27 protein-coding genes and 1 pseudogene are annotated in these 26,351 nt (G+C 62.2%); 17 read left to right on the plus strand and 11 right to left on the minus strand.

Translation table 11 applies throughout. The features are described from left to right. Positions 1-235 precede the first annotated feature (235 nt). From dusB to ntrC, 3 genes are read left to right on the plus strand one after another with little or no spacing between them, the layout of a single operon-like run. Positions 236-1,156: a tRNA dihydrouridine synthase DusB gene (dusB, locus tag J3O30_RS10755; protein ID WP_246762757.1), complete on the plus strand. Its 921-nt coding sequence runs from the start codon at positions 236-238 to the stop codon at positions 1,154-1,156. Further along, the gene (locus J3O30_RS10760) at positions 1,153-2,307 is read left to right on the plus strand and encodes a nitrogen regulation protein NR(II) (protein WP_207584112.1); all 1,155 of its coding nucleotides are present in this window, start codon (positions 1,153-1,155) and stop codon (positions 2,305-2,307) included. The genes dusB and J3O30_RS10760 overlap by 4 nt, the downstream gene beginning before the upstream one ends. Further along, complete coding sequence (gene ntrC / locus J3O30_RS10765; protein WP_207584113.1) at positions 2,304-3,755, plus strand: nitrogen regulation protein NR(I); 1,452 nt, start codon at positions 2,304-2,306, stop codon at positions 3,753-3,755. Before J3O30_RS10760 ends, ntrC begins: the two co-directional genes overlap by 4 nt. A 147-nt stretch (positions 3,756-3,902) precedes the next feature. Here ntrC and J3O30_RS10770 read toward each other — a convergent pair whose 3' ends face one another. The 8 genes from J3O30_RS10770 to J3O30_RS10805 form a co-directional block, all read right to left on the minus strand. Further along, positions 3,903-4,259, minus strand: coding sequence for a TraR/DksA C4-type zinc finger protein (locus J3O30_RS10770; protein WP_207584114.1), 357 nt, complete (start codon positions 4,257-4,259; stop codon positions 3,903-3,905). Positions 4,260-4,340: 81 nt separating this feature from the next. Continuing rightward, a complete protein-coding gene (locus tag J3O30_RS10775) occupies positions 4,341-4,481 on the minus strand; it encodes a hypothetical protein (protein WP_207584410.1) in 141 nt (46 codons plus the stop codon). A 59-nt stretch (positions 4,482-4,540) separates the two neighbouring features. Beyond that, entirely contained in the window at positions 4,541-4,999 is a 459-nt protein-coding gene (locus J3O30_RS10780) for an EF-hand domain-containing protein (protein ID WP_207584115.1), read from the minus strand. A 237-nt stretch (positions 5,000-5,236) separates the two neighbouring features. Further along, positions 5,237-6,178, minus strand: coding sequence for an FAD:protein FMN transferase (locus tag J3O30_RS10785; RefSeq protein WP_207584116.1), 942 nt, complete (start codon positions 6,176-6,178; stop codon positions 5,237-5,239). Next, positions 6,159-8,357, minus strand: coding sequence for a PepSY domain-containing protein (locus J3O30_RS10790; protein WP_207584117.1), 2,199 nt, complete (start codon positions 8,355-8,357; stop codon positions 6,159-6,161). Before J3O30_RS10790 ends, J3O30_RS10785 begins: the two co-directional genes overlap by 20 nt. Before the next feature lie 18 nt (positions 8,358-8,375). After that, complete coding sequence (locus J3O30_RS10795; RefSeq protein WP_207584305.1) at positions 8,376-8,846, minus strand: DUF2271 domain-containing protein; 471 nt, start codon at positions 8,844-8,846, stop codon at positions 8,376-8,378. A gap of 34 nt (positions 8,847-8,880) precedes the next feature. Beyond that, a complete protein-coding gene (locus tag J3O30_RS10800; RefSeq protein WP_207584118.1) occupies positions 8,881-9,204 on the minus strand; it encodes a hypothetical protein in 324 nt (107 codons plus the stop codon). Between the two features lie 45 nt (positions 9,205-9,249). Further along, a complete protein-coding gene (locus J3O30_RS10805) occupies positions 9,250-9,528 on the minus strand; it encodes a PepSY domain-containing protein (RefSeq protein ID WP_207584119.1) in 279 nt (92 codons plus the stop codon). Positions 9,529-9,662: 134 nt separating this feature from the next. Between J3O30_RS10805 and J3O30_RS10810 the strand changes: the two genes are divergently transcribed. Further along, entirely contained in the window at positions 9,663-10,322 is a 660-nt protein-coding gene (locus J3O30_RS10810; protein WP_207584120.1) for a response regulator transcription factor, read from the plus strand. Further along, positions 10,319-11,701, plus strand: a complete 1,383-nt coding sequence (locus J3O30_RS10815) for an ATP-binding protein (protein WP_207584121.1) — start codon at positions 10,319-10,321, stop codon at positions 11,699-11,701. The genes J3O30_RS10810 and J3O30_RS10815 overlap by 4 nt, the downstream gene beginning before the upstream one ends. Positions 11,702-11,822: 121 nt before the next feature. Here J3O30_RS10815 and J3O30_RS10820 read toward each other — a convergent pair. Next, positions 11,823-12,174, minus strand: a pseudogene (locus J3O30_RS10820) (chloride channel protein); the annotation flags it as partial. 16 nt (positions 12,175-12,190) lie between these two features. On the opposite strand from J3O30_RS10820, the gene J3O30_RS33165 reads away from it, so the two are divergent. The 7 genes from J3O30_RS33165 to hflX all read left to right on the plus strand — a co-directional run bounded on the left by J3O30_RS33165 (position 12,191) and on the right by hflX (position 20,397). Next, entirely contained in the window at positions 12,191-12,289 is a 99-nt protein-coding gene (locus J3O30_RS33165) for a helix-turn-helix domain-containing protein (protein ID WP_246762758.1), read from the plus strand. Between the two features lie 607 nt (positions 12,290-12,896). After that, a complete protein-coding gene (locus J3O30_RS10830) occupies positions 12,897-13,886 on the plus strand; it encodes an aldo/keto reductase (RefSeq protein ID WP_207584123.1) in 990 nt (329 codons plus the stop codon). 204 nt (positions 13,887-14,090) lie between these two features. Next, a complete protein-coding gene (locus tag J3O30_RS10835; RefSeq protein ID WP_207584124.1) occupies positions 14,091-16,361 on the plus strand; it encodes a PAS domain-containing sensor histidine kinase in 2,271 nt (756 codons plus the stop codon). Continuing rightward, complete coding sequence (locus J3O30_RS10840; protein WP_207584125.1) at positions 16,351-17,715, plus strand: sigma-54 dependent transcriptional regulator; 1,365 nt, start codon at positions 16,351-16,353, stop codon at positions 17,713-17,715. Before J3O30_RS10835 ends, J3O30_RS10840 begins: the two co-directional genes overlap by 11 nt. A gap of 67 nt (positions 17,716-17,782) precedes the next feature. Further along, positions 17,783-18,646, plus strand: a complete 864-nt coding sequence (locus J3O30_RS10845; protein ID WP_207584126.1) for a D-amino-acid transaminase — start codon at positions 17,783-17,785, stop codon at positions 18,644-18,646. 105 nt (positions 18,647-18,751) lie between these two features. Then, complete coding sequence (hfq, locus tag J3O30_RS10850) at positions 18,752-18,994, plus strand: RNA chaperone Hfq (protein ID WP_003539403.1); 243 nt, start codon at positions 18,752-18,754, stop codon at positions 18,992-18,994. A gap of 77 nt (positions 18,995-19,071) precedes the next feature. Beyond that, positions 19,072-20,397, plus strand: a complete 1,326-nt coding sequence (gene hflX / locus J3O30_RS10855) for a GTPase HflX (protein ID WP_207584127.1) — start codon at positions 19,072-19,074, stop codon at positions 20,395-20,397. 259 nt (positions 20,398-20,656) lie between these two features. On the opposite strand, the gene mazG is transcribed toward hflX, so the two are convergent. Then, a complete protein-coding gene (mazG, locus tag J3O30_RS10860) occupies positions 20,657-21,496 on the minus strand; it encodes a nucleoside triphosphate pyrophosphohydrolase (RefSeq protein ID WP_207584128.1) in 840 nt (279 codons plus the stop codon). 20 nt (positions 21,497-21,516) lie between these two features. Further along, complete coding sequence (locus J3O30_RS10865) at positions 21,517-22,104, minus strand: nucleoside deaminase (RefSeq protein WP_207584129.1); 588 nt, start codon at positions 22,102-22,104, stop codon at positions 21,517-21,519. On the opposite strand from J3O30_RS10865, the gene J3O30_RS10870 reads away from it, so the two are divergent. From J3O30_RS10870 to J3O30_RS10890, 5 genes are read left to right on the plus strand one after another with little or no spacing between them, the layout of a single operon-like run. Next, positions 22,088-22,387: a hypothetical protein gene (locus J3O30_RS10870; RefSeq protein WP_207584130.1), complete on the plus strand. Its 300-nt coding sequence runs from the start codon at positions 22,088-22,090 to the stop codon at positions 22,385-22,387. The genes J3O30_RS10865 and J3O30_RS10870 overlap by 17 nt on opposite strands. Beyond that, positions 22,371-23,807, plus strand: a complete 1,437-nt coding sequence (cysG, locus tag J3O30_RS10875) for a siroheme synthase CysG (protein ID WP_207584131.1) — start codon at positions 22,371-22,373, stop codon at positions 23,805-23,807. The genes J3O30_RS10870 and cysG overlap by 17 nt, the downstream gene beginning before the upstream one ends. 2 nt (positions 23,808-23,809) lie before the next feature. Further along, positions 23,810-24,124 (plus strand): DUF2849 domain-containing protein, encoded by a 315-nt coding sequence (locus tag J3O30_RS10880; RefSeq protein WP_207584132.1) that lies wholly within the window; start codon positions 23,810-23,812, stop codon positions 24,122-24,124. Positions 24,125-24,132: 8 nt separating this feature from the next. Continuing rightward, positions 24,133-25,803: a nitrite/sulfite reductase gene (locus J3O30_RS10885; RefSeq protein ID WP_207584133.1), complete on the plus strand. Its 1,671-nt coding sequence runs from the start codon at positions 24,133-24,135 to the stop codon at positions 25,801-25,803. A 10-nt stretch (positions 25,804-25,813) separates the two neighbouring features. Next, entirely contained in the window at positions 25,814-26,326 is a 513-nt protein-coding gene (locus J3O30_RS10890; RefSeq protein ID WP_207584134.1) for a DUF934 domain-containing protein, read from the plus strand. The last annotated feature ends 25 nt before the right edge of the window (positions 26,327-26,351 follow it).

Consider the following 26,351-nt stretch of genomic DNA (forward strand, 5'->3'; position numbering starts at 1 on the left):
CCTAAAATATGCGGAATTGACCCGAGTGCTCTAACGTCTTGCTTTGGCCTTTTCCAGCATCTGCCCGAAAAATATCGATTTCGATCCCAGCCCCCTTGGCAAGCCGGGGAACAATGGCTAAAAATCATGCAGTTCCACAGCATGCCCGAAAGATAATCATTTGATTTCCAAGGACCTCGCAGCGCCTTTCCGAGTAGGACCCGTCTCCGTGCGGAACCGCGTCGTGCTGGCGCCGATGTCCGGCGTCACGGACATGCCCTTCCGCGAGCTCGCCTGGCGCTTCGGTGCCGGCCTCGTCGTCACCGAAATGGTGGCAAGCCGCGAACTGGTCAACGACACCGCCGAATCCTGGTCGCGGCTGCGGGCCACGGGCTTCCGGCCGCATATGGTGCAGCTCGCTGGCCGCGAAGCGCACTGGATGGCTGAGGCGGCGAAGATCGCTGCCGATCACGGCGCCGATATCATCGACATCAACATGGGCTGCCCGGCGAAGAAGGTGATCGGCGGTTATTCCGGCTCGGCGCTGATGCGCGATCCCGATCATGCGCTCGGCCTCATCGAGGCGACGGTTAGGGCCGTCGACATTCCGCTGACGCTGAAGATGCGCCTCGGCTGGGATGAAAATTCCATCAACGCGCCCGACATCGCGCGCCGCGCCGAGGCGGCCGGCATCCGGCTGGTGACCATTCATGGGCGCACCCGCATGCAATTTTATGAAGGCCGTGCTGATTGGGATGCGATCCGCGCCGTCCGCGAGGCGATCTCCATTCCGCTGATCGCCAATGGCGATGTCGAAACTGCAGAGGACGCGCAGGAAATATTGCGCCGCTCCGGTGCCGATGCCGTCATGATCGGCAGGGGCTGTCAAGGCAGGCCGTGGCATGCCGGCGTTATCGCCGGTGGCGCCGAGCCGCACCGGCAGGAGATCGCCGATGTCGCCGTCGAACATTACGCGATGATGCTCGATTTCTACGGCGAGGCGGTGGGGATCCGCCATGCCCGCAAGCATCTCGGCTGGTATCTCCAGCGTTTCGCCGCTGATCTCACCGGTGGCGAAAAGGCAGCGATCATGACCTCACGAGATCCGCGCGAGGTGGCCGCGCGCCTTTACGAGGCGCTGGCATCAACTGTTGTCGACAGCCGGGAGGCGGCATGACGAAGGATATGACTTCTCCGCCCGATCACGCCGGCGGGACCGTCGCCATGGCCGTGCTCAACGCCATCCAGAACCCCGTCGTCATGGTCGACGAATCCGGTTTCGTCGTTTTCGCCAATTGGGAGGCGGAGGCCTTCTTCGGTGCCAGCGCCCCGCATCTGGCGCGTTACCGCATCTCGACCTTCATTCCCTTCGGCAGCCCGCTGCTTGCCCTGATTGACCAGGTGCGCGAGCGCAAGGCCCCGGTCAACGAATATCGCGTCGACCTGAGTTCGCCGCGCCTCGGCCAGGACAAGCTCGTCGATCTCTATGTCGCCCCGGTGCTCAGCGAACCCGGCGCCGTCGTCATCGTCTTTCAGGAACGCTCAATGGCCGACAAGATCGACCGGCAGCTGACGCATCGCGCCGCTGCTCGATCGGTGACCGGTCTCGCCTCGATGCTGGCGCATGAAATCAAGAATCCGCTCTCCGGCATTCGTGGTGCTGCCCAGCTGCTCGAACAGTCTGCGGTCGACGAAGACCGGGCGCTGACCCGGCTGATCTGCGACGAGACCGACCGCATCGTCTCGCTGGTCGATCGCATGGAAGTCTTTTCCGACGAACGCCCCGTCGACCGCATGCCGGTCAACATCCATTCCGTGCTCGATCATGTGAAGGCCGTTGCCAAGGCCGGTTTTGCCCGCAACATCCGCGTCACCGAGAGCTACGACCCGTCGCTGCCGGCGGTCTATGCCAATCGCGACCAGCTCGTCCAAGTCTTCCTCAATCTCGTCAAGAACGCCGCCGAAGCGGTCGGTGATCGGCCGGAAGGCGAGATCATGTTGACGACGGCCTATCGGCCCGGCATCCGTCTCTCGGTTGCCGGCACGCGCGAAAAGATCTCGCTGCCGCTGGAATTCTGCGTTCACGACAATGGCCCCGGCGTTCCTGCCGATCTGTTGCCGCATCTCTTCGATCCCTTCATCACCACCAAGCCGAACGGCAGCGGCCTCGGCTTAGCGCTCGTCGCCAAGATCATCGGCAATCATGGCGGCATCATCGAATGCGACAGCCAGAACAGCCGCACGACATTCCGCGTTCTCATGCCGGCGTCCAAGGACGCTTCGCTCGAGGACGCCTCTATAGCAAGCTCGACAGGACCTTCTCGATGACAGCTACGATCCTCGTTGCAGATGATGATGCGGCCATCCGGACCGTGCTCAACCAGGCTTTGAGCCGCGCCGGCTATGACGTCCGCATCACCTCCAACGCCGCTACCCTCTGGCGCTGGATTTCGGCGGGTGAGGGCGATCTGGTCGTCACCGATGTGGTGATGCCGGACGAAAACGCCTTCGACCTGCTGCCGCGCATCAAGAAGGCGCGTCCCGACCTGCCCGTTCTTGTCATGAGCGCGCAGAACACCTTCATGACCGCCATCAAGGCCTCGGAAAAGGGCGCTTACGACTATCTGCCGAAGCCCTTCGATCTCACCGAGCTGATCGGCATCATCGGCCGTGCGCTCTCCGAGCCGAAGCGCAAGCCGGCCAAGCTCGAAGACGATATGCAGGACGGCATGCCGCTCGTCGGCCGTTCGGCGGCGATGCAGGAAATCTATCGCGTTCTCGCCCGCCTGATGCAGACGGACCTGACGCTGATGATCACCGGCGAATCCGGCACCGGCAAGGAGCTCGTCGCCCGCGCCCTGCATGACTACGGCAAGCGCCGCAACGGCCCGTTCGTGGCGATCAACATGGCGGCGATCCCGCGTGACCTGATCGAATCGGAACTGTTCGGCCATGAGAAGGGCGCCTTCACCGGTGCGCAGACCCGCTCGACCGGCCGCTTCGAGCAGGCCGAAGGTGGCACGCTCTTCCTCGACGAAATCGGTGACATGCCGATGGACGCCCAGACGCGGCTTCTGCGCGTGCTGCAGCAGGGCGAATACACCACCGTCGGCGGCCGCACGCCGATCCGCACCGACGTGCGCATCGTCGCCGCCACCAATAAGGACCTGAAGCAGGCGATTAATCAGGGCCTGTTCCGCGAGGACCTCTATTACCGCCTCAATGTCGTGCCGCTGCGCCTGCCGCCGCTGCGCGATCGCGCCGAGGACATTCCCGATCTCGTGCGCCATTTCATCCAGCAGGCCGAAAAGGAAGGTCTTGGCTCCAAGCGCTTCGATCAGGAAGCGCTGGAACTGATGAAGGCCTATGCCTGGCCGGGCAATGTCCGCGAACTGGAAAATCTCATCCGCCGTCTGGTGGCGCTCTATCCGCAGGATGTCATCACCCGCGAGATCATCGACGCCGAGTTGCGCTCCGATGTGCCCGACAGCCCGATCGACAAGGGTCCGATCCGCAACGGCTCGATGACGATCGCCCAGGCCGTCGAGGAGAACATGCGCACCTATTTCTCAGGCTTCGGTGAAAACCTGCCGCCGCCCGGCCTCTATGACCGCGTGCTGACGGAAATGGAATATCCGCTGATCCTCGCCGCGCTCACGGCAACGCGCGGCAACCAGATCAAAGCAGCCGATCTTCTCGGTCTCAACCGCAATACCTTGCGCAAGAAGATCAGGGAGCTGGGTGTCTCGGTCTACAGAAGTTCCCGCACCGCCTGAGCGTGTTCGGGCTTGCGCGGTACTACGGAGGGATGTCGAACGCATCCTCCCGGTCGCGATGACGCTCATGAATTGCTCATCGGCGCACGCGCCGGCTGAGCTGGCCCGGTATCAGATAGCGCTTCATGAACATGGTGACCTTGCAACTCAGGCTTCAAACGACTGAGCGCAAGACTGACAGAAAGGTGTGTGGGGGACTGCGCCAAGCCTCTTCTCGCCGACCGGCATGCTGCATTTCACACATGTGCCAAAAGTTCCGGCTTCAATCCGGTCCAACGCCGCTTGGACGGCGAGGAGCTCCTTTTGTCCAGCCTCGCCGAGTTCTTCCAGGACTTCATCGTTATTTCGCTCTGTGGCACGATCATTATCGTCAGGATTCCGAGGCTCTTCGAAATCATGCTCGATCGCTTGCAGGCGGGTTTCCAGCTCGCGCCGGCGTTGGTCAAGGATCGCCTTGTACTTTTCGATATGCTGCCTCGTTTGCGAGGAGGACTGCTTCTGCATGATCGCTCTCCAGCCGGCCTTTTGTTCGCGACCGACACCGTGTTTTACTGGGAATTTCGCCCCTGACGGGAAGCGGCAAAGCTAGGCGTGTAGGGCGTCCGTCGGATTGATCCGAATCAAGGTAGCTTTCGATCCGCGAGTGCCGATGAGAGCGGATTTCGTCCTGTCGACCGCATCTTCGAAACGGGTCGCCAACAGGGTTCTATCGAACGTGTAGGTCATGAGAAGTCTCCTTTGGGCGGTGGCTCCCATGCAACGGCCGTCAAATGCCGGGCCTCCAATCACCTGTCCTGCATAAACGCCTGCATTTCCTCAGGCGTAACCTTGCCGTCATTGCTTGCGTCAACCGCGTCGAAGACGCGTTTATGGATCGCGGTCAACTCTTCGAAAGAAATTGCGCCGTCCCCATCACTATCAGCGATGGCAAACATGATCTTCACCATATGACCGCTCATTGGCCCCATCATGCGCATTCCTGGGGACATGCCAGATGGCATCATGTTGCGGCCCATCATGCCTGGCATCATTTCCGATCCGTCCGCCTCGGGTTTAGCCTCAGACTGGGCCGGGTCTGGACTTTTCGTCTGGGCGGAGGCGATGCCCATGGCACCGACGGCACCGAGCAAGGCCAGCAGAGTGATCGTTGGCAGTCTGAACATGGACATCCTGACTCTCCTCTTTGAGTGTTGTCCTCCACGAGTTGGAGCGTCCTTTGAAGATACGACGCACATAGGGTTCAAACATTGCGCTGGATCAAACCACTTGCATGGTTCGAGTCGTCGATGAGGGACCGATCGACTTTGCGCCGCGTCATGCTTGCGATGCGAGCCACCAGAATCTCCGAGGAGTCATCGCGGCCGAAGCGATACCGAGGATCGAGCCGGACGACGCAAGAAACAAGGTGACTTCCGAGTGCGATGAGCTCGTCTCGGGGCCGGTAACGGATGAGCTTTCGAGCTGGCTTCTGCGAGGTCTGGTCAGCGCGCAAACAGGCCGCATCCGATCCCTTTCGGCTGGTCATGCCTGAGGAAGAGAACAGACAGACCGAGCCTTTCCGCGAGCGCAAGACCGTGTGCTTGGCCAAGAACCATCATCGCCGTCGCCCAGGCGTCGGCGCTCATGCAATCGCAGGCGATCACGGTCGCCGAGGCGGGCGGATCTCTAAGCGGGAAGCCGAGGCGCGGCTCCATGGTGTGCGAGAGACGATGGCCGCCGACATCAATCCAGTGTCGATAGTCGCCTGACGTCGCAACGGCGGCATCATCCAGCTCGAGCATGGAATGCACGGCACGCACTTCCAGATTTGGCGTTTCGACGGCGACGGTCCAGCCACGACCGTCGGGCTGAGTGCCGAGTGCTTTCAGTTCGCCGTCGATGGCGAAGAGGCCGGCTTCGATTCCGTGCTCGCGCGCAGCCTTCGCCAGTTGATCGGCGCCATAACCCTTGGCGATGCCATTGAGATCGAAGCACATCTCGGAGTGCTTGCGGGCGCGTCCGGCGGACTTGTCCAGCTCGAGAACATCATGGGCCGGGCTGCGTTTCGCAAGACGGGCGGTCCTGATCATGTCCTCGCTTGCGTCCAACATGCCGAAACCCCACGCGGTGGTGGCATCGCCCACGCCGATATCGAAGGCGCCGCCCGAGGTGCGGCCGATGGCAAGACCCGCTCCCAGCACGGTAAGCAGCCGGTCGGGCAGGGCAATCCATCCACCGGGTCGCGCGGCGTTCAAGCGATTCAGATCGCTTTCAGGCCTCCAGGTGGACATTTGTTTGTCGACTTCGGTCACGGCGTCGGCCATCGCCTTGCGGGCGGGGGCGACATCGAAATGCGATGGCATGTGAAAGAGGGCGGACCAGCGCGTGCCCATGGTCGGACCGTTCATCGCGTAGCGCGTCATGTCAGTAGATGTCCTCGGCATAGCGGCCAGTGGCTTTCAGGAGCGCGAGGTTGACGCCCTGTGCCGCGAGAATGTCGGCAAGCACGGCGGCAACGGCCGCCGCCATGTCCCGACTCCCGCAGATGAGAACCTGACCGCCTGCGGCAATGAGCTTGCCGATGCGCTCGGCGTCCTTACGCAGAATATCCTGCACATAGGCCGGGCTTGCAGTTCGCGAAAAGGCGGTCGATACCGAGGTCAGCCGGCCGTCCTTTTTCCAGTAGGAAAGCTCCTCGGCGTAAAGCGCGTCGCTGGCTGGATGGCGAGTTCCGAAATAGAGGTGCATGGGGCGGCGTGCCCGGTTTCGACGCGCGAAGCCGGCAAGCGGACCGATACCGGCGCCGGCGCCGATGAGAATGACCGGCTTGCCTCCCCGGGCCGGGCGGAAGGAGGGGTTTGGGCGCACGAAGGCCGCAACAGTATCCCCCGGTTTCAATGCGGTGAGTTGGGTCGAGCAAAGCCATCCCACTTGCTTGCGGACGCAGATTTCGAGAAAGCCATCCGTGGTACCGGAAGCAAGTGAGTAGAAGCGCGGCAGATCCGAGCCTTGCGGCACGATGCCGATCAGGTCTCCGGCCTCGAACCGCGGGAAACCCTTGCCTGTCAGACGCTGCCGGAGCGAGATGTTCGGCAGGGCAAAGCGCAGGATGGCGGTGGTCGCCTGTACGCCTGCGCCATAATCGCGGCGGGATATCAGCGGCAATCTCCAGGTCTTTGGAGCGGTTGGTTGGTGCGTCAGCTCGAAATCGAGGCCAAGCGTCTCAGCCAGGAGCCGTCCCCAGCGGGCGAAATCCTGAGGCGATTGGCGGTCTACCGTGTCGAAGGGTATGAGGGAGGCCCAGCCCTTGTCCTTGGCGATCGTCGCGATCTCGGAGGCGAAACCGCAGAAGGCCGGGAAGCTGCGATCGCCGAAACCGAGCACGGCGAGCGGCAGGCTGGGCTTTGCGGGCGTACGCTCGAAACGTTCGATGAAGCCCATGGCGGAGGCGGGCGCTGCGCCGTCACCATAGGTGGCGGCGAGCAGCATAACACGCCGCGCCTTCGGCCAACGGGCCGGTTCGAAATCGGACATCGGGCCGACGTGGACGCAAAGACCCTCTGCGGAAAGAGCAACCTGCAGCGTATTGGCAAAGCCTTGGGTCGTGCCGCTCTCACTGCCGACGAGCAGGATCGTATCGGCCTCGCCAGCGTCTGCCGAGGTTGCTCTTGGGGCGCGGCGCCCCTTGAGCCAGACAAGCAGGCCTGTCCAGCCGAGAACAGGTACAGCAAGCGCAGAGAACCCGAGGACGAGCCCGAGCCAGGCCAAGCCGCACCCCGTGTGCAGCATGGTGATGAGGAGCGTGACCCTGTCGACCCAGCCGGCGTCCGACCAGGCCAGCAGCGCGCCGTTGCCCTGATCGATGTAAGCTTCTCCTGCTGCTGTCTTGAGTGTGAAAACGTCCGTTGCGTCGCCCGTAGCAGGGAAAGTCAGCGAGAGCAGGTTATTGACCGGCGTCTCTTGAAGCAGAGCGACAGACGTGAGCGCTACCCCGGTCTTGCCGCTGACGTCGGCCGGGAAGGCCGGCGCACCCGCGCTTTCCGGCAGCAGGCCGAAAACAGCAGCCGTCATCCAGAGCGCAGTGAGCGAGGAGAGGAAGAGGCCCGGCAGAGCTAGGCGCGAGACGACGGCGTGTAAGCGTCCGTCGCCGGTACCGCGAACGGATTTCAGGACGAAAAGCCAGCCGCCGGCGCGCCGTGCCATCAGGAACAGCCCGGAAATTGCGAGGGCAAGCATAACCGCTGCACCGCCCGCAGTTATGAAACGTCCAGTATCGTCGAGGAAAAGCGAGCGATGGAGATTGGTCAACCAGCGCTCCAGATCCGAGGTGTCGGCGCTGCCGGCCGGCGTGCCAGTGGCAGGGTCGATGACAGAGGAGGCGGGTTGGTCGCCTTCGTAGTAATAGGCGGTGATCCGCCCGGACGGCGCGCGTCTGATCTGTTCCACCGTAGGTTCTGCCGCCTGGACTCGCGCGGTGAGTTCGGCAACGCTGATGTGCTGCGCGGCAGGCGTGGTAAGCGCCTCAGCGGCGGGGAAGATCGACAGTGCAGCGCCGCTCAGCGCGACGACGGTGAGAAGCACCGTGGCGATCAGCCCAAACCAGCGGTGAAGCGAGCGGTTCATGGCGAGCGTCCTTCCCGCTCAACGCGCATAGGTGAAGGCGGCGACGTAGCGCATGCCCTTCACCATCTGCCCCAAGCCGGCCGATGCCAGCGGCACCACGATCTCGTTTGGGCTGTCGCGCATGTCTTCCACGGCGGAGTCGATGTGAAGCTGATAGCCGGCATCGAACAGCGTATCGGCAAGATCGACCGTGACCTTGAGTGAACGGCCGGCACCAACACTGGCACCCGTGATGCCTTTGATCTCGGCGGTATCGCCACCGGTGGCGCGGGACCAGCCGGTGAGATGCTCGTAATACCTGCTCTTGCCGCCCGCCATCCAAAGGCTGCCGACATATTTGCCCTGCGCATCGGTGACGTAATAAGCAAGGTAGGCACCATCGCCGCCGTAGTTGCGCATGCTGGTGGTGAAGGTCACCTCACGCGCCATGGCAAGGCCAGGAACGGTAAGAGCCGTGGTGACTGCAAGCATGGCGATAACGGATTTCATTCTCATCGCTATTCTCCTTGGCTGATTTGACGGTTCAGTTCGTCTGGACCCGCGGCTTGGAACCAGGCGTGAATAGGCCGTTGCTGGGCGGGGTGGTGTTCTGCTGCTGCACGGTGCCGCCTAGACCGCAGGCATCGTCATCCCAGTTTTCGCAGTCATCGGCGGCGTGACGGCCGGTGTCGTCGTGACGGAGGTGATGCTCCTCCTTGTGTTCATCGTCCTCGCTTTCTTGATAGCCGGCTGGTACGGCCCCGGCGGCGGCACTCTTCTGTGTGGGGGACGGCCTGGCCAGACTGCCGAGGGGAGCGAGAAAGCCGATGCCGGCGCAAGCGGCCAGAAAAAATTTGCGGTACGTCATATGTGACCTCCAGTTGGCTATCTTTATGGGGATTGGGAGCGATGCTCAGCGATCTTCGCGGCGTCTATCGAGTTGGATGACTTCAAGCGTCACCGGATCGATTTTCGCTTCGAAGCGACGGCCGTCCCTGTCGGTGCCCCGGATTTCGTAACAACCGTCATCGATCTTGATGCGCTTCAACGTCCAACCCCGTTGCCCGGCCATGGCGCGAACCGCCGCATGCGTCTTCCAATTGCTGATCGGAACGTCGCAGTCGTCTCTTGCCTGAGCGGATGTCACGGCGATGACGGCGAGCGCCAAGATGGGCAAGGTGCCGTTTTTCATTCTTGTTTCCTCTCATTTCGGTCTGATCAATTGCGTTCCAAGCTGACCGGCATCTGACAAACCGCGCGACATTGCTTCAGCTTCCCGTAAGCTGGCCGGTGGACTAGGAGACGAAAGAGAGAGGGAGGGTTGCGATGCGGGTTCTGCTGATCAAGGACGATACGGCGCTGGGCGCGGCCATTCGCGACCAGATCGCTGCCGACGGTCACTCCGTCGATTGGGTCAATCGCCTCGACCAGGCGGGCGATGCGATCGTTGCTGCTGCCTACGATCTGGTGCTGCTCGATCTGATGCTGCCCGATGGGCTTGGCATTCCCTTTCTGAAGGCGTTGCGTGGGCGCGGCGACGTGACGCCGGTCATGATCCTGACAGCGCTCGACCAGGTCTCTGACCGCATTGCCGGATTGAACGCTGGCGCCGATGATTACATGGTGAAGCCCTTTGATCTTGCTGAGCTTTCGGCGCGGATCGGGTCGGTGGCGCGCCGTTATGCCGGCAATCCCAATCCCAACATCACGCTTGGCCCGCTCGCCATCGATCTCGCCGCCAGAAGCATCACGCTGAATGGCAAGGCCGTGGTTCTAACGGCGCGAGAATGGGTCCTGTTTGAGGCCTTCCTGCAACGTCCGGGCCAGCTTCTTTCGAAGGCGCAGCTCGAAGAGCGGCTCTATTCCTTCGATAGGGAAATCGACAGCAACGCCATCGAGGTCCATGTCAGCCGGTTGCGCAAGAAGCTCGGTACTCATGTGATCGAGACCGAGCGCGGGCTCGGCTATCGTCTGGGACGGCCATGAGGATCGGCGCTTCGCTCCAGACGCGCCTGGCGCTCGCCCTCGGGCTTTCAGTGACTCTGCTATGGCTTGTGGCGGCAGCGGTGACCGCGCACCGCCTTGGCGGGCAGATGGAAGAGGTGTTCGATGATGGCCTGAAGGCAACAGCGCAGCGCATTTTGCCGATTGCCCGGCACGACCTGCGAGAAGGCCATCAAGGCCGCGATGCGACCGATTACGACGACAATGGTGAGGACGACGACGGCGATGGACGCATCGACCGAGAGGCTCGCTACGGCGAAGATGTAAGCTTCATCGTGCGTGACCAAAACGGGCAGGTTCTGCTCGGTTCGAAGGGGGCGGATGCCTCGAGCTTCCCACCGTCCACGAAACGCGGCTTTCTTCGAACCGCAACGCACCAGCTCTATTACGATACGAGCTTCGACGGGAACCTGACGATTGCCGTCGCCGAACCGCTTGACCATCGCACGGAATTGTCACGCAAGATGCTGTTGGGCCTCGTGCTGCCGCTGATCGTGGTGATCCCTCTCAGCCTGCTCGCGATATACCTCGCGGTGCGCCGCTCCTTACGGCCGGTGCGCGCGCTTAGGCACGAGCTGGCCAATCGCGGCGCGCAGGATTTGTCGCCCGTCACCGACAGTGGCCTGCCGACCGAACTTCTCCCGATTTCGGCAGGTGTCAACCAGCTTCTCGACCGCCTGACGGCAGCGTTCCACGCCGAGCGCGCCTTTGCGGCCAATGCCGCGCACGAGCTTCGTACGCCGGTGGCCGGCGCAATCGCGCAGGCGCAACGCATTCGCTCCGAAACCAAGGAAAAGCTGACGAGCCAGCGGGCGACGGAGATCGAAACGACGCTGAAGCGGTTGATGCGCATATCTGAGAAGCTGATGCAGCTTGCTCGCGCTGAAGGCGGACGTCTACAAAGTGACCAGCCGTCCGATCTCAGAACCGTCCTGCAGATGGTCCTTCAGGATTTTGCCCGGGCCGGAGAGGGGCGCGTCTTGCTGGCACTGCCGACGGCGCCGGTGCGTTCGATGCTGGATCCGGACGCAGTCGGCATTCTCTGCCGCAACCTGATTGAAAACGCGCTGAAACACGGGGCGCAAGATGGAAAGGTTGAGGTTTCACTTCAGCTTGGCGGCCTGCTGAGTGTTGCCAATGACGGCCCGATACTGCCCCCAGACGCTGTAGACAGGCTGATGCGGCGCTTTGAGCGCGGGAACGTTGAGATCGGGGGAAGCGGTGTCGGGCTTGCTATCGTCACGGCCATCGCCGATCGCATTGGAGCCGATGTGACGATTGTGTCTCCGCGACCCGAGAGGAACGAAGGTGTGCAGGTTGAAATAAAGCTACCCGTGTGGTCGCCGAGGCTGAGTGTTTAGCGGGTGGCCGCCGAGGTGCCAATCGCGAAGCCGGCGCTGTCCAACCATCTGTATGCCATGCCCGATCGGGGAGATGACGGCGCATCGTCGTTGTCCAGCCGCCGAGATTAAGTCTAGGAAGTCACTCCGTTCTGCTTCTTTTTCGACTGACCCCCGCGGCGATGAACACGCGCGAAAGCCCGTGATAGACCGGTTCGCGCGTCAGAATGCGCGACGTTATGTAGCCGATCATCGAAACGGCCATGATCGGGATGACGGCCTGGTGGTCGCCGATCATTTCAAGGATGATGACGAAGGCGGTCGTCAGCGTCTCCACGACGCCAGCGAAATAGCCTGCCATGGCGAGGATGGCCGCTAACGCGATGCTGGTGCCGAGCAGCGATCCGACCGTGCTGCCGAAACCGGCGCCAACCGCAAGCGATGGTGCAAAGATGCCGCCCGGATGCCTGGATCATCGACAGGAAACTGGCGGCGACGTGCGGCAACCAGATCGAGGCGGCCGATCTTCTCGGTCTCAACCGCAACACCTTGCGCAAGAAGATCAGGGAACTTGGCGTCTCGGTCTACAGGAGTTCCCGCACCGCCTGAGTGTGTTCGGGGGCGCGATAAAAAGAAGGCGGCGGGCCCTCATGTTTGCCCACCGCCCACCCCTCCCGGCGTCCGCCGCCACGGTCGGGAGGAGAGCTGAGCCTATCCGAGCCAGGTCGCGGTTTGTATCCAAGCAGACAAACAAAATTGCGGTGTCATTCAACAGTCACATAAGCATTTGTGAGGGGTGATTTGACGCCAGGCGAATGTCATTGAAGTTGCTGCGGTCGTCGTCGCAATGCCTGTGGATAAGCTGTGGATATCCGGTGGACGACACGATCAATCAGCGGGCTATAATGTCGCAGATTTCTATCGCATGTTGCCTATCCGTTCCGAATCTCATCATCTGCCATTGCTGCTGTCGACCTCCGCCGCAAACGTTGTCGATCGCATGCCACGGGCGCTCCGACTAATGTCGTGGAGCGCCCTTTTTCTTTACGGTCGGGGCTGATGGGAACTGCGACATTGTGTTTTGGTCAACTTCGCGGGCTGAGCCTCGCATCTCGTTGAGCATGCCATAGATTACACGAATCGGTCGTCGATCAATCGGGCGACGCCGTCCCCGGTGACAGGCCGGCACATATTCATAATTTACGGGAGTTGCATGATGGAATATCGACGTTTGGGAAAGTCAGGCCTGAAAGTGAGCGAGTTCTCCTTCGGTTCATGGGTGACGTTCGGCAAGCAGGTCAATGGAGGCGACGCCGTCGACCTCATGAAGCTTGCCTATGACAACGGGGTGAACTTCTTCGACAATGCCGAAGGATACGAAAGCGGCAAGTCCGAAATCGTCATGGGCGAGGCGCTCAAATCGCTTGGCTGGAGCCGCGACAGCTTCGTCGTCTCGAGCAAGGTCTTCTGGGGCGGCCAGAAGCCGACGCAGCGCGGCCTGTCGCGCAAGCATGTGACCGATGCCTGTCACGCCGCATTGAAGAGGCTTCAGGTCGACTACCTCGACCTCTATTTCTGCCATCGCCCGGATATCGATACGCCGGTCGAGGAAACGGTGCGGGCGATGCACGATCTCGTTGCCCAGGGCAAGGTGCTCTACTGGGGGACGTCGGAATGGTCCGCGCAGCAATTGACGGAAGCCTACGCCGTGGCTCGCGACTTGCGCATCACGCCGCCGACAATGGAGCAGCCGCAATACAACATCTTCGAACGTCAGAAGGTCGAGTCCGACTATCTGCCGCTCTATGACCTCATCGGCCTCGGCACCACGATCTGGTCGCCGCTCGCCTCGGGCGTCCTGACCGGCAAATACAATAATGGTGTGCCAGCCGACAGCCGCATGAACCTGCCGGGATACGAATGGCTGAAGGAAAAGTGGTCCAGCGATGCTGGCCGCGCTCAGCTCAAACAAGTTGGTGAGCTTGCAAAGCTCGCGGACGAGATCGGCCTGTCGATCACGCATCTCGCTTTGTTGTGGTGCCTCGCCAATCGCAACGTCTCCACCGTCATTCTCGGCGCCTCGCGCGCCAGCCAGTTGCAGGACAATCTCGCGGCGCTTTCGCACAGGCACAAGATGACGCCTGACGTGCTGGACCGGATCGACACGATTGTTGGAAACAAACCGGAAGAACCACGTCGTTTCTAAAGAGCATGTGGGCCGAGGCCCTGCGCGGCTTGACAATGTGACGGACGGCGTTGCATTTTCGCCACAATGCGTTGCTTAAAGGTCACGCAAGGGTTTTGGACTTCGCTCCCGATCGAGTCGTTGCAGCGCTGGCTTTCTTGAGCCGGCGTTCTTTGGTTTCGATCGGCTGGCGAGGGCGGCGGGTGCCGCCTGAAGAGAGGCCGAATGACGCAGGATGGGGTATCGCCGGCGGCGGCGGGCGAGGCGGTGACCACGGTGACCGATCGCCGCGCCCTTTTTGCCGTGCCCGGCCTTGTGCTTGCCGGCGGCGCGCTTCTCTGCGCCACGGCGACACTTTTCGTGCTGCTCGGCCTCACCCCGATCGCCCCGAGTTCGCACGTCGTCATCACCTCGGTGATCGTCAATTCCTTCTTTGTCCTGACGCTGCTGGCGCTGATCGCCCGTGAGGTGGCAAGGCTGCTCAAGGCCCGCACCCGAGGGCGGGCGGCTGCTCGCCTGCATATCCGCATCGTCGTGCTCTTCTCGATCGTCGCGATCACGCCGGCAATCCTCGTCGCCATCTTCGCCAGCATCACCCTGAATGCCGGTCTCGACCGCTGGTTTGCGTTGCGCACCCAGTCGATCGTCAGTTCGTCGCGCAATATCGGCCAGGCCTACATGATGGAAAACGCCAGCTACCTGCAGGGGCAGACGGTTTCCATGGCCAACGACCTGGAGCGCAACCGCGCGCTCTACAGCCTCGACCGGACAGGTTTTGCCGACCTGATGACGCGCCAGGCGAGGGGCCGCGGCCTGCTCGGCTCCTTCCTCGTCGAGCGCGACGGTTCGGTGATCGTCCAGGCCGACATCGCCACAGAAAAGCCGTTGCCGGCGATCCCGCAGGACGCGCTTGAGAAGGCCGCGGCCGGCCAGCCGACACTGATTCCGCCCGGCGTCACCAACCTTGTCGGCGCCATCATCAAGCTCGATGCCATCCAGGGCACCTTCCTCTATACGGTGCGCGCCGTCGATCCCAAGGTCATGGGCGCCATGCGCATGATGGAGGAGAACGCCACCGAATATCGCTCGATGGAAGCCAACCGCTTCTCGCTGCAAATCGCCTTCGCCGTGCTCTATATCGGCTTCGCGCTGATCGTGCTGCTCGCGGCGATCTGGACCGCGATCGCCGTTGCCGACCGCATCGTCCGGCCGATCCGGCTGTTGATCACCGCTGCCGACAGCGTGGCATCGGGCAATATGGATATTGTCGTGCCGGTGCATGCCGTCGACGGCGACGTCGCCAATCTGTCGCGCACCTTCAACAAGATGATCTCGGAAATCCGCACTCAGCGCGACGAGATCCTCGAAGCCAAGGACGAGGTCGACGATCGCCGCCGCTTTATCGAAGCGGTGCTGTCGGGCGTCACTGCCGCCGTCATCGGCGTCGAGCAGGATCGCCGCATCGCCATCGTCAACAGTTCGGTCGAAACGCTGATGTCGCTGTCGGCCGATGAGATGCTCGGCAAGCAGCTGGTCGACATCGCGCCGGAGGTCGATCACGTGCTGACCGAGGCGGCTTCGCGTCATCGCGGCGATTTCCGCAAGCAGATCGCGCTCGTGCGCGGCGGCACGGTCAGGACGCTGAGCGTGCAGGTCACCCGCGAGGAAGTGCGCGATCAGAGCGAATCCTATGTGATCACGCTCGACGACATCACCGACTTGGTCATCGCCCAGCGCTCGACCGCCTGGGGCGACGTCGCAAGACGCATCGCCCATGAGATCAAGAACCCGCTGACGCCGATCCAGCTTTCCGCCGAGCGCATCCAGCGCCGTTACGGCAAGCAGATCGACCCGGGCGACCGGGCCGTCTTCGACCAGTGCACCGATACGATCATCCGCCAGGTCGGCGATATCGGCCGCATGGTCGACGAATTCTCTGCCTTCGCCCGCATGCCGAAGCCGACCAAGGAGCCGAGCGACCTGCGCGATATCTTGCGCGACGCGATCTTCCTGCGCGAGATGGGCAATCATCACGTCAGTTTTGCCCAGGATTTCGGTGAGCAGCCGCTGGAGGGCCTGTTCGACAGCCGCATGCTCGGCCAGGCTTTCGGCAATCTGATCAAGAATGCCGTCGAAGCGATCGAGGCCGTTCCGAGCGACGAACGCGACGAACGCAAGATACTCGTCCGAGCCGCCCTCGACACCGGCCGCGACCGCTTCACCGTCGATGTCATCGACAATGGCCGCGGCCTGCCGGTGGAGAACCGCCACAGCATTCTGGAACCCTATATGACGATGCGTGAGAAGGGCACTGGACTCGGTCTCGCCATCGTCAAGAAGATCATCGAGGAACATGGCGGGCAGCTTGAGCTGCATGATGCGCCCGCCGATTTTGACCGGGGAAGAGGGGCCATGATCCGCGTGCATCTGCCACGTCGGGATCCGACGCCCGCCTCTCCCGCAGCCAATGACAAGGAAAGCGTTTATGGCCTCTGATATTCTTGTCGTCGACGACGAGCACGATATTCGCGAGATCGTTTCCGGCATTCTCTCCGACGAGGGACACGAAACGCGCACGGCCCATGACAGCGACAGCGCGCTGGCGGCGATTTCCGACCGGGTGCCGCGGCTGATCTTCCTCGATATCTGGATGCAGGGCAGCAAGCTCGACGGTCTGTCGCTGCTCGACGAGATCAAGACCCGCCATCCGGAATTGCCGGTGGTAATGATCTCCGGCCATGGCAACATCGAGACCGCCGTCTCGGCGATCAAGCGCGGCGCCTTCGATTTCATCGAGAAGCCTTTCAAGGCCGACCGGCTGATTCTGATCGCCGAACGGGCGCTTGAGAATTCCAAGCTGAAGCGCGAGGTCTCCGAGCTGAAGCGCCGCACCGGCGACGCATTGGAGCTGATCGGCACCTCGGTTGCCGTTTCGCAGCTGCGTCAGACCATCGAGAAGGTCTCACCGACCAACAGCCGCATCATGATCCTCGGCGCATCCGGCTCCGGCAAGGAGCTGGTGGCGCGGATGATCCACAAGAAGTCGGCCCGCGCCAACGGCCCCTTTGTGGCGATCAATGCTGCCAACATCACGCCCGACCGCATGGAAGTGGCGCTGTTCGGCACCGAGGGCACGCCCGGTCAGGCCCGCAAGATCGGCGCGCTCGAGGAAGCCCATCGCGGCATCCTCTATCTCGACGAAGTCGGCGAGATGCCGCGCGAGACGCAGAACAAGATCCTGCGCGTGCTGGTCGACCAGCAGTTCGAGCGGGTAGGCGGTTCCAAGCGCGTCAAGGTCGATGTCCGCATCATCTCCTCGACCGCCTATAATCTCGAGAGCCGTATCGCTGAGGGATGGTTCCGCGAGGATCTTTATCATCGCCTCGCCGTCGTGCCGGTGCGAGTGCCGGCCCTGGCCGAGCGGCGCGAAGACATTCCTTTCCTCGTCGACCAGCTGATGCGGCAGATTTCCGAGCAGGCCGGCATTCGTCCGCGCCGCATCGGCGACGACGCCATGGCCGTGCTGCAGGCGCATGATTGGCCGGGCAATATCCGCCAGCTGCGCAACAATATCGAGCGCCTGATGATCCTTGCCCGCACCGACGGGCCGGATGCGCCGATCACCGCCGACATGCTGCCGACCGATCTCGGCGACATGCTGCCGAAGGTCTCCGCCAAGAACGACTATCACATCATGACGCTGCCGCTGCGCGAAGCCCGCGAGATGTTCGAGAAGGATTATCTGATCGCCCAGATCAACCGCTTCGGCGGCAATATCTCGCGCACCGCGGAATTCGTCGGCATGGAGCGTTCGGCGCTGCACCGCAAGCTGAAGTCGCTCGGCGTCTGATTTGCATTCGGCGCGGCCGACGCCGCGCCGTGCCCCTTGTATTGCTTCCCGGAAGACCAGGTTTCCCATGCCGAGAATTGCCTATGTGAATGGCCGTTACGTCAAGCATTCCGATGCCAGCGTGCATATCGAGGATCGCGGTTATCAGTTCGCCGACGGCGTCTATGAGGTCTGCGAGGTGCGCCATGGCTACATCGTCGATCTCACCCGCCATCTGAACCGTCTCGACCGTTCGCTCGGTGAGCTGCGCATCGCCTGGCCGATGAGCCGGGCGGCACTGACGCAGGTCATTCGCGAGACGCTGCGCCGCAACCATGTCTGCAACGGGCTTTTCTACATGCAGGTGACGCGCGGAGTGGCGCGCCGTGATCATGTCTTCCCGGCCGAGGGAACGACGCCCTCGCTTGTTATCACCGCCAAGAGCACCGATCCCAAAATCATCGCCGCCAAGAATGCCAATGGCATCAGGGCGATCACCCTTGTCGACAATCGCTGGGACCGCGTCGACATCAAATCCGTCGGTCTGCTGCCGAACGCGATGGCCCGCCAGCAGGCCAAGGAGGCCGGCGCCCAGGAAGCGATCTATGTCGACGGCGACAGGATGGTCAAGGAAGGGGCGGCGACCAATGTCTGGATCGTCGATTCCGAGGGAATGCTGGTGACGCGGCCGGCCGAACACGGCATCCTGCGCGGCATTACCCGCACCACCTTGATGGACGTCGCAGCCAAGCTCGGGTTGCAGATCACCGAGCGAAACTTCTCGGTTTCCGAGATGCTCGCAGCCCGCGAGGTCTTCCTCACCGCAGCCACAAGTATTTGTTTTCCGGTCGTTTCCGTCGATGGCCAGACGATCGCCAACGGTCATCCGGGCAGCGTCTCGCAGAAAGTCCGCGAAGCCTTTTTCGACGTTGCGGAAAAGATTGCGATTTGATACCAAGATTTGCTGGACGGGTGAATGAGGCGCCGGTCTTGCGGGTGAGGTTGATTGATATTCTACCGGCCGGATCAGGTCGGCAATAAAGAAAGAAGCGGCGCGATGGCGGAACGTTCTCAGAATCTGCAGGACTTATTTCTCAATACTGTTCGCAAACAAAAGATTTCCCTGACAATCTTTTTGATCAACGGCGTGAAACTCACGGGCGTTGTTACGTCTTTCGACAATTTCTGTGTTCTTCTTCGCCGTGACGGCCATTCGCAGCTCGTGTATAAGCATGCGATCTCGACGATCATGCCGGGCCAGCCCATGCAGATGTTCGAGAGCGAAGAAGCAGCGTCCTAACAGGATCAGCCGTCATTTCGACACGCGATACCAAGAACGATTCGATCATCCCTGAGGCCGCCAAGCACAGGGACGACATGCGCGCGACTGTCGTCGTGCCGGTTCTGAAATCGCGTAGCCGCGGCGGCCAGAGCGAATCGGCCTCGACCCGCACGCCGGAAAGCCGGCTCGAAGAGGCGACGGGGCTTGCCCAGGCGATCGACCTCGATGTCGTCAGCGGCTCGGTCGTCCCGGTCAATGATCCGCGACCGGCCACATTGCTCGGCACCGGCAAGATCGAGGAGATCAAGGCGCTGCTCAATGAGCGGGATTCCGGTCTCGTCATCGTCGATCATCCGCTGACGCCGGTGCAGCAGCGCAATCTCGAAAAGGAATGGAACGCCAAGGTCATCGACCGGACGGGCCTCATCCTCGAAATCTTCGGCCGCCGCGCCTCCACCAAGGAAGGCACGCTGCAGGTCGATCTCGCCCACCTGAATTACCAGAAGGGCAGGCTGGTTCGAAGCTGGACCCACCTTGAACGTCAGCGCGGCGGCGGCGGCTTCATGGGCGGCCCGGGCGAAACCCAGATTGAAGCCGACCGGCGGATGCTGCAGGACCGCATCATCAAGCTCGAACGCGAACTGGAGCAGGTCGTACGCACTCGCCAGCTCCACCGCGCCAAGCGCCGCAAGGTGCCGCACCCGATCGTGGCGCTGGTCGGCTATACCAATGCCGGCAAGTCGACGCTGTTCAACCGCATCACCGGCGCCGGCGTGCTGGCCGAAGACATGCTCTTTGCCACGCTCGATCCCACGCTTCGGCGCATGAAGCTGCCGCACGGCCGCACCGTCATCCTGTCCGACACCGTTGGCTTCATCTCCGACCTGCCGACCCATCTGGTCGCCGCCTTTCGGGCGACGCTCGAAGAAGTGCTGGAAGCCGATCTCATCCTGCATGTCCGCGACATGTCCGATGCCGACAACCAGGCCCAGAGCTCCGACGTCATGCGCATCCTTGGTGATCTCGGCATCGACGAGGCCGAAGCCGAGAAGCGGCTGATCGAGGTCTGGAACAAGATCGACCGCCTGGAGCCCGAGGTGCACGACACCATGGTGCAGAAATCGGCCGGCGCCAGCAACGTCGTCGCGGTCTCGGCCGTCAGCGGCGAGGGCGTCGACACGCTGATGGATGAGATCAGCCGCAGGCTCTCCGGCGTGATGACCGAAGCGACCATCCGCCTTCCGGTCGACAAGCTAGCGCTGTTGCCCTGGCTCTACGACCACGCGATCGTCGATGCCCGCGAGGACAATGAGGACGGCTCGATCACGCTCGACCTGCGCCTCTCCGAAACCGAAGCCACCGAACTCGAACGCCGCATCGGCAATGGCGCGAAGTCTTCGAAGGAAGATTGGGAGCGGTGAGTCACTCCCTTCTCCCCAGCGGGGAGAAGGTGGCCCGAAGGGTCGGATGAGGGGGCCGCACGGTACACCCTTCATGCTGCCCTTCGCTTGCGCTCAGCGCACTCGCTCCTGGCGTCGCTCACCCCCTCATCTGGCCTGCCGGCATCTTCTTCCCGCTGGGGAGAAGGGAGATGTGGCAACGCTCTGCTCACTCAGCCTGACCGCCTTGAGCCGAGCATGACGGAGAGTGGGGTTGGCTTCTTGCCAAACTTAGGCCGATCTACCCAGCCACGAGCGCTCTTTCAATCGCCTTGGCCGCTTGCCAGATCTCCTCCATTCGCTCGAGACTGGCCGCTTCCAGTGTCTCGCCTCCTTTATCAAGAACATTCTCTATATGGCTGAACCTACGCCGAAATTTCGTGTTCGTCCCGCGCAGCGCCTGTTCCGGATCGGTCTTCACATGCCGGCCGATATTGACAACCGCGAAGATCAGGTCGCCGAGTTCGTCACTGACCTTCGCGCGATCGCCTTCGCTTAATGCTACCCGCAATTCGCCGATCTCCTCTTCGATCTTGTCGAGGATCGGTTCCGGCGCCGACCAGTCGAAACCGACTTTCGCGGCGCGTTCCTGCAGCTTCAACGCTTCGGTCAAAGCGGGAAAACTGCGCTGCACCGAGCCGAGAAAGCCGCCGTTGAAATCCTCGGTGATCCCCCGCCTGGACCGGCGCTCTGTGCGCTCGCGTTTTTCCGCCTGCTTGATCTCGTCCCACTGTTTCTTCACCGCATCCGGCGTATCGGCGGCCGAGCGGGCAAAGACATGTGGGTGGCGGCGGATCATCTTGGTGGTGATGGCGTTGACCACGTCGCCGAACGAGAATTCGCCGGCCTCCTCGGCCATGCGGGCATGGAAGACCACCTGCAGCAGCAGGTCGCCCAACTCGTCGCAAAGATCGTCCATATCGCCGCGCTCGATCGCATCGGAGACCTCATAGGCCTCCTCGATCGTATAGGGCTTGATCGTCTCGAAGCTCTGCTCGATGTCCCAGGGGCAGCCGGTTTCGGGATGGCGCAGCGCCGCCATGATCTCGATCAGCCGTAAAATCTCTGTGGAAGGTTCCATGGTGCCTCGGTTCAGCGGCCTCAGTTGAGCGGTATGTCGTTGGCGCTCTTCGACGACTGGTAGGTGGTGGAAAGCGCGTCGTAGCGCGCCTTGATGCGGGCGGTCTGGGACTGCAGCGCGGTCTTCAGCTGAGCCTCTTCGGTCGCGACGAGATCGGCGATGGCAAAGCTGTTCCAGAAGGCGTTCTGCCTGCGATAGCCGCCGGGTTCAAGCCCGAAGACCTCCTTCAGGATCTTCAGGTCGTGCGGAATGGCGAAGGCATCGCGGGAATCTTCGTGGCTGAAAAAATAATAGAAATTGTCGAAGCCCGCCCAGGTGATCGCCGACATGCACATGGTGCAGGGTTCGTGCGTCGACAGGAAGATCAAATCCTTGGTCGCCGGCTTGTCGCCAAGCTCGTAGAAGCGCTTCAGCGTATGCACTTCGCCGTGCCAGAGCGGATTGTCGAGCTCGTTGTTGGTCTCGGCGACGACGAGCGAAAGATCGGATTTGCGCAGGATCGCCGCGCCGAACACCTTATTCCCCAGTGAAACGCCGCGCTCGGTCAGCGGCAGGATATCGTCTTCGACAACGGAAAGCAGGCGGGCGGCGATGGTTTTGTCGGGCATTGATCTCTCCGGTTTTCCCTCAGTCTATCGCCTCGGCGGCGCAAGTGAAATGCGCGAAACGCCGGTGGACGTCTTTTGTCACAGGCTTTACAATGCGCTGCAGCAAATGCGCTCACTTGTGCTGTTTTGGTCAGCATGGGTGACTTTTCTCAAATCGCTAATGAGACGAGCAAAAGAATACCCGCTTGCTGGGGCTTTCGAATTTCTGTTCCTTCAATCCCTTGTCGATCAAGGGCATAGTCTGGCAACTTCGAAGTGGATTGATGATGTCTCCCAAGACTGAGCAGCTTTCGGTATTTCCAGCCTTCTTTCGCGTGGAAGGCCAGAAGACGGCTGTCTTCGGCAATGGCGACGAAGCGTTCGCCAAGGTGCGGCTGCTCTTGAACACACGGGCGCGGATCGTTGCCTATGCCGATCGGCCGCAAGCCGATTATCACGCCTTCCTGATCGCCAACCGTATCGAGACCGTGCGCACCGGCTTTTCCGCCGAGCAGGTCGAGGGATCGGCGCTGGTCTTCGCCGCCACCGGCAATGAGGCTGACGACCGCCGGATTGTCGATGCCGCCCGCACTGTCAGAATTCCGGCCAATGCCGTCGATCAGCCCGATTACTGCGATTTCTTCACGCCGGCGCTGGTCAATCGCGCCCCCGTCGCCGTTGCGATCGGCACCGAAGGGGCGGGGCCGGTTCTGGCGCAAATGATCCGTGCGCAGATCGATCAGCTTCTCTCCCCCTCGCTCGGCCGGCTTGCCGGCCTGGCGACGAGCTACCGCAAGGCCGTTGACCAGCTCGTTCCGCGTGGCGTCACCCGCCGCGTCTTCTGGCGCCGCTTTTTCTCCGGCGCCGTGGCCGATGCGATCGCCAACGGCAACCTGCCGCAGGCCCGCCACGCCGCCGACCGGCTGTTGGGCTCGATGGACAAAGTCGCCGGCCATGTCTGGCTGGTCGGTGCCGGTCCCGGTGCCGAGGATCTTCTGACGCTACGCGCCCAGCGCGTAATGATGGAAGCCGACGTCATCGTCTATGACGCGCTCGTGCCGCAGGCGATCGTCGATATGGGCCGCCGCGACGCCGAGCGGCTTTCCGTCGGCAAGCGCAAGGGCTGCCATTCGAAATCGCAGGAAGAGATCAACGACCTGCTGGTCGACCTCGGTCGCCAGGGCAAGCGTGTCGTCCGCCTGAAATCCGGCGATCCGCTGGTCTATGGCCGGGCAGGCGAAGAGATGGCGGCAATGCGCGCTGCCGGCGTCACCTATGAGGTGGTGCCCGGCATCACCTCGGCTTTCGCCGCCGCCGCCGATTTCGAGCTGCCGCTGACGCTGCGCGGCGTTGCCTCCTCGCTGGTCTTCACCACCGGCCATGATTTGACCGGCGACGTGCTGCCCGATTGGGCAAGCCTTGCCGTCTCCGGCGCGACGATCGCCGTCTATATGGGCCGCACGGTTGCCGCCTCCGTTGCCGAGCGGCTGATGCAGGCCGGCATTCCCGCCGAGACCACCGTCGCCGTCATCGAGAATGCCAGCCGCACTGAGCGCCGCCTGCTGCATGGCACGCTCGCCGATCTGCCCGACCTGCAGCACCGCGACGAGCTGACCGGTCCGGTCATGGTCATTATCGGCGATGCGGTCGCCGGCGCCAATTTCGAACTGTCCGAGCCGCTGGTGCGTGCGAACGCCCGGCTCGAGGAACTTGCAAGGAGCTAAACATGGTAGACAAGGTTCTGACGGCCAACCGGCTGACGGACGGCATTGCCGTCTGGCTGGATGCGAAGGGCGCGTGGTCCACCTCGCTGCAGGAGGCGCTAGTCGCCCGCCATAACGAAGCCGTTGAAGCGCTGGAAGCCATCGGCAAGAAATCCTATGCCGATAACGAAGTCGTTGACGTCGCCGTCGTCGAAGTCCAGGACACCAACGGCAGTCTCTGGCCGCTTCGCCTTCGCGAGCGCATCCGCGCCCAGGGTCCGACCATGGAATATGCCCCGGGCTACGCTCCGGCCGATCCCGAATTCATTGCAGTCTGAGGAAGACGATGTACCGTTACGACGAATTTGACCATGCCTTTGTCAGCGAGCGCGTCGAGCAGTTTCGCGACCAGGTTCAGCGCCGCCTTTCCGGCGAACTTGCCGAGGATGCGTTCAAGCCGCTGCGCCTGATGAACGGCGTCTACCTGCAGCTCCACGCCTATATGCTGCGCATCGCCATTCCTTATGGCACGCTGAGCGCCCGCCAGCTGCGCATGCTCGCCCATATTGCCCGCACCTATGACCGCGGCTATGGCCATTTCACCACGCGCCAGAACCTGCAGTTCAACTGGCCGAAGCTGTCGGAAATCCCCGATGCGCTCGCCGATCTCGCAAGCGTCGAGATGCATGCCCTGCAGACCTCGGGCAACTGCATCAGAAACGTGACGGCCGATCACTTTGCCGGTGCCGCCGCCGATGAGATCGCCGATCCGCGTCCCTATGCCGAAATCCTGCGCCAGTGGTCGTCGGTCCATCCGGAATTCTCCTTCCTGCCGCGCAAGTTCAAGATCGCCGTCACCGGCGCCGACCGCGACCGCGCCGCGATCCAGGTCCACGATATCGGCCTGCATCTGAAGAAGAACGACAAGGGCGAGATCGGTTTTGCCGTCTATGTCGGCGGTGGCCAGGGCCGCACGCCGATGATCGCCAAGCTGATCCGCGACTTCCTGCCCGAAGAGGACCTACTCTCCTACACCACGGCAATCGTTCGCGTGTACAATCTGCACGGCCGCCGCGACAACAAGTACAAGGCCCGCATCAAGATCCTCGTGCACGAAACCGGCGCCGAGGAACTGGCGCGCCAGGTGGAAGTGGAATTCGCCGCGCTGAAGGATAGCGAGCTGAAGCTGCCGGAAAAGGACGTCGAGGCGATCGCCAGCTATTTCGCACTGCCGGCTTTGTCCGAGCGCGCCGAAGGCTGGGAAAACCTCGCCCGCTGGAAGAAGGCCGATCCGGATTTCGCCCGCTGGGTGCAGCAGAACGTGCAGCCGCACAAGAACCCCGATTACGGCATGGTGACGATCTCGCTGAAGCCGATCGGCGGCATTCCGGGGGATGCTACCGACGCGCAGATGGATGCGATCGCCGATCTCGCCGAAGAATATGCCTTCGACGAAATCCGTGTCAGCCATGAGCAGAACCTCATCCTGCCGCATGTTGCACTTGCCGATCTGGAAGCCGTCTATCGCGGCCTCGTCGCCATCAATCTGGCCGAAGCCAATGCCGGCCTGATCACCGATATCATTGCCTGTCCGGGGCTGGACTATTGCGCGCTCGCCAATGCGCGCTCCATTCCGCTGGCGCAGGAAATCTCCCGCCGTTTCGGCAATGCCGAACGCCAGGCCGAGATCGGCGAGCTGAAGATCAAGATCTCCGGCTGCATCAATGCCTGCGGCCACCACCATGTTGGCCATATCGGCCTGCTTGGTGTCGAGAAGAAGGGCGCCGAACTCTACCAGATCACCCTCGGCGGTTCCGGCGACGAACATACCTCGATCGGCGAGATCATCGGCCGCGGTTTTGAGCCCGACCGGGTGACGGACGCGATCGAGACGATCGTCGACACCTATCTCGGCCTGCGCCTCGATCCATCGGAGATCTTCCTTGCCACCTATCGCCGCGTCGGGCCGCAGCCTTTCAAGGCTGCGCTCTACGGCTCAACCGCCGAAGCGGCATAAGGAGGCGATGATGACGAAGATCTGGAGAGAAACCGGTTTTGTCGAAAACGATCCCTGGGTGATCGAGACCGACGAGGCGAAGGCGACCGGCGAGCAGAAGCCGCTGCTCAGCCTCGACGAGCTGATCGCCAAGGCCGACGTAAGCAACGATGTCGGCCTCGGGGTGCTGATCAAGCCGGCCGACGATGTGCGCCGGCTGGAGCCCTATCTCTATCGCCTCGAAATCGTTGCCGTCGCCTTTCCGGCGTTCAACGACGGGCGGGCCTTCAGCCATGCCTCGCTGCTGCGCCAGCGCCTCGGCTACACCAACGAGCTGCGCGCCGTCGGCGACGTGCTGATCGACCAGGTGCCGCTGATGCTGCGCGTCGGTATCGACAGCTTTTCCGTCAGCAACGCCACGGCGCTGAAGCGGCTTTCCGAAAACCGTCTTCCCGCCATTCCCCATCATTATCAGCCGGCGGTGCGTGACGCCGAAGCCGGCAAGGGCTATAGTTGGCGCCGTCAGGCGAAGCCGGCCGCATAAGCGACCGATCCGCCTTTTTACGATG

The sequence above is a fragment of the Rhizobium sp. NZLR1 genome (assembly GCF_017357385.1).
Lineage (GTDB): Bacteria > Pseudomonadota > Alphaproteobacteria > Rhizobiales > Rhizobiaceae > Rhizobium.

What these genes read in the sequence shown, in the direction of transcription:
- J3O30_RS10775 (WP_207584410.1), bottom strand. Translation starts at nt 4,481, where the DNA reads ATGACCTACACGTTCGATAGAACCCTGTTGGCGACCCGTTTCGAAGAT.
- hflX (WP_207584127.1), top strand. Translation starts at nt 19,072, where the DNA reads ATGCGCGCGACTGTCGTCGTGCCGGTTCTGAAATCGCGTAGCCGCGGC.
- J3O30_RS10880 (WP_207584132.1), top strand. Translation starts at nt 23,810, where the DNA reads ATGGTAGACAAGGTTCTGACGGCCAACCGGCTGACGGACGGCATTGCC.
- J3O30_RS10800 (WP_207584118.1), bottom strand. Translation starts at nt 9,204, where the DNA reads ATGACGTACCGCAAATTTTTTCTGGCCGCTTGCGCCGGCATCGGCTTT.
- mazG (WP_207584128.1), bottom strand. Translation starts at nt 21,496, where the DNA reads ATGGAACCTTCCACAGAGATTTTACGGCTGATCGAGATCATGGCGGCG.
- J3O30_RS10865 (WP_207584129.1), bottom strand. Translation starts at nt 22,104, where the DNA reads ATGCCCGACAAAACCATCGCCGCCCGCCTGCTTTCCGTTGTCGAAGAC.
- J3O30_RS10835 (WP_207584124.1), top strand. Translation starts at nt 14,091, where the DNA reads ATGACGCAGGATGGGGTATCGCCGGCGGCGGCGGGCGAGGCGGTGACC.
- hfq (WP_003539403.1), top strand. Translation starts at nt 18,752, where the DNA reads ATGGCGGAACGTTCTCAGAATCTGCAGGACTTATTTCTCAATACTGTT.
- J3O30_RS10870 (WP_207584130.1), top strand. Translation starts at nt 22,088, where the DNA reads ATGGTTTTGTCGGGCATTGATCTCTCCGGTTTTCCCTCAGTCTATCGC.
- J3O30_RS10845 (WP_207584126.1), top strand. Translation starts at nt 17,783, where the DNA reads ATGCCGAGAATTGCCTATGTGAATGGCCGTTACGTCAAGCATTCCGAT.
- J3O30_RS10890 (WP_207584134.1), top strand. Translation starts at nt 25,814, where the DNA reads ATGACGAAGATCTGGAGAGAAACCGGTTTTGTCGAAAACGATCCCTGG.
- J3O30_RS10815 (WP_207584121.1), top strand. Translation starts at nt 10,319, where the DNA reads ATGAGGATCGGCGCTTCGCTCCAGACGCGCCTGGCGCTCGCCCTCGGG.
- J3O30_RS10770 (WP_207584114.1), bottom strand. Translation starts at nt 4,259, where the DNA reads ATGCAGAAGCAGTCCTCCTCGCAAACGAGGCAGCATATCGAAAAGTAC.
- J3O30_RS10795 (WP_207584305.1), bottom strand. Translation starts at nt 8,846, where the DNA reads ATGAAATCCGTTATCGCCATGCTTGCAGTCACCACGGCTCTTACCGTT.
- J3O30_RS10760 (WP_207584112.1), top strand. Translation starts at nt 1,153, where the DNA reads ATGACGAAGGATATGACTTCTCCGCCCGATCACGCCGGCGGGACCGTC.
- J3O30_RS10840 (WP_207584125.1), top strand. Translation starts at nt 16,351, where the DNA reads ATGGCCTCTGATATTCTTGTCGTCGACGACGAGCACGATATTCGCGAG.
- cysG (WP_207584131.1), top strand. Translation starts at nt 22,371, where the DNA reads ATGTCTCCCAAGACTGAGCAGCTTTCGGTATTTCCAGCCTTCTTTCGC.
- ntrC (WP_207584113.1), top strand. Translation starts at nt 2,304, where the DNA reads ATGACAGCTACGATCCTCGTTGCAGATGATGATGCGGCCATCCGGACC.
- J3O30_RS10830 (WP_207584123.1), top strand. Translation starts at nt 12,897, where the DNA reads ATGGAATATCGACGTTTGGGAAAGTCAGGCCTGAAAGTGAGCGAGTTC.
- J3O30_RS10785 (WP_207584116.1), bottom strand. Translation starts at nt 6,178, where the DNA reads ATGCCGAGGACATCTACTGACATGACGCGCTACGCGATGAACGGTCCG.
- dusB (WP_246762757.1), top strand. Translation starts at nt 236, where the DNA reads ATGTCCGGCGTCACGGACATGCCCTTCCGCGAGCTCGCCTGGCGCTTC.
- J3O30_RS10810 (WP_207584120.1), top strand. Translation starts at nt 9,663, where the DNA reads ATGCGGGTTCTGCTGATCAAGGACGATACGGCGCTGGGCGCGGCCATT.
- J3O30_RS10790 (WP_207584117.1), bottom strand. Translation starts at nt 8,357, where the DNA reads ATGAACCGCTCGCTTCACCGCTGGTTTGGGCTGATCGCCACGGTGCTT.
- J3O30_RS10805 (WP_207584119.1), bottom strand. Translation starts at nt 9,528, where the DNA reads ATGAAAAACGGCACCTTGCCCATCTTGGCGCTCGCCGTCATCGCCGTG.
- J3O30_RS10885 (WP_207584133.1), top strand. Translation starts at nt 24,133, where the DNA reads ATGTACCGTTACGACGAATTTGACCATGCCTTTGTCAGCGAGCGCGTC.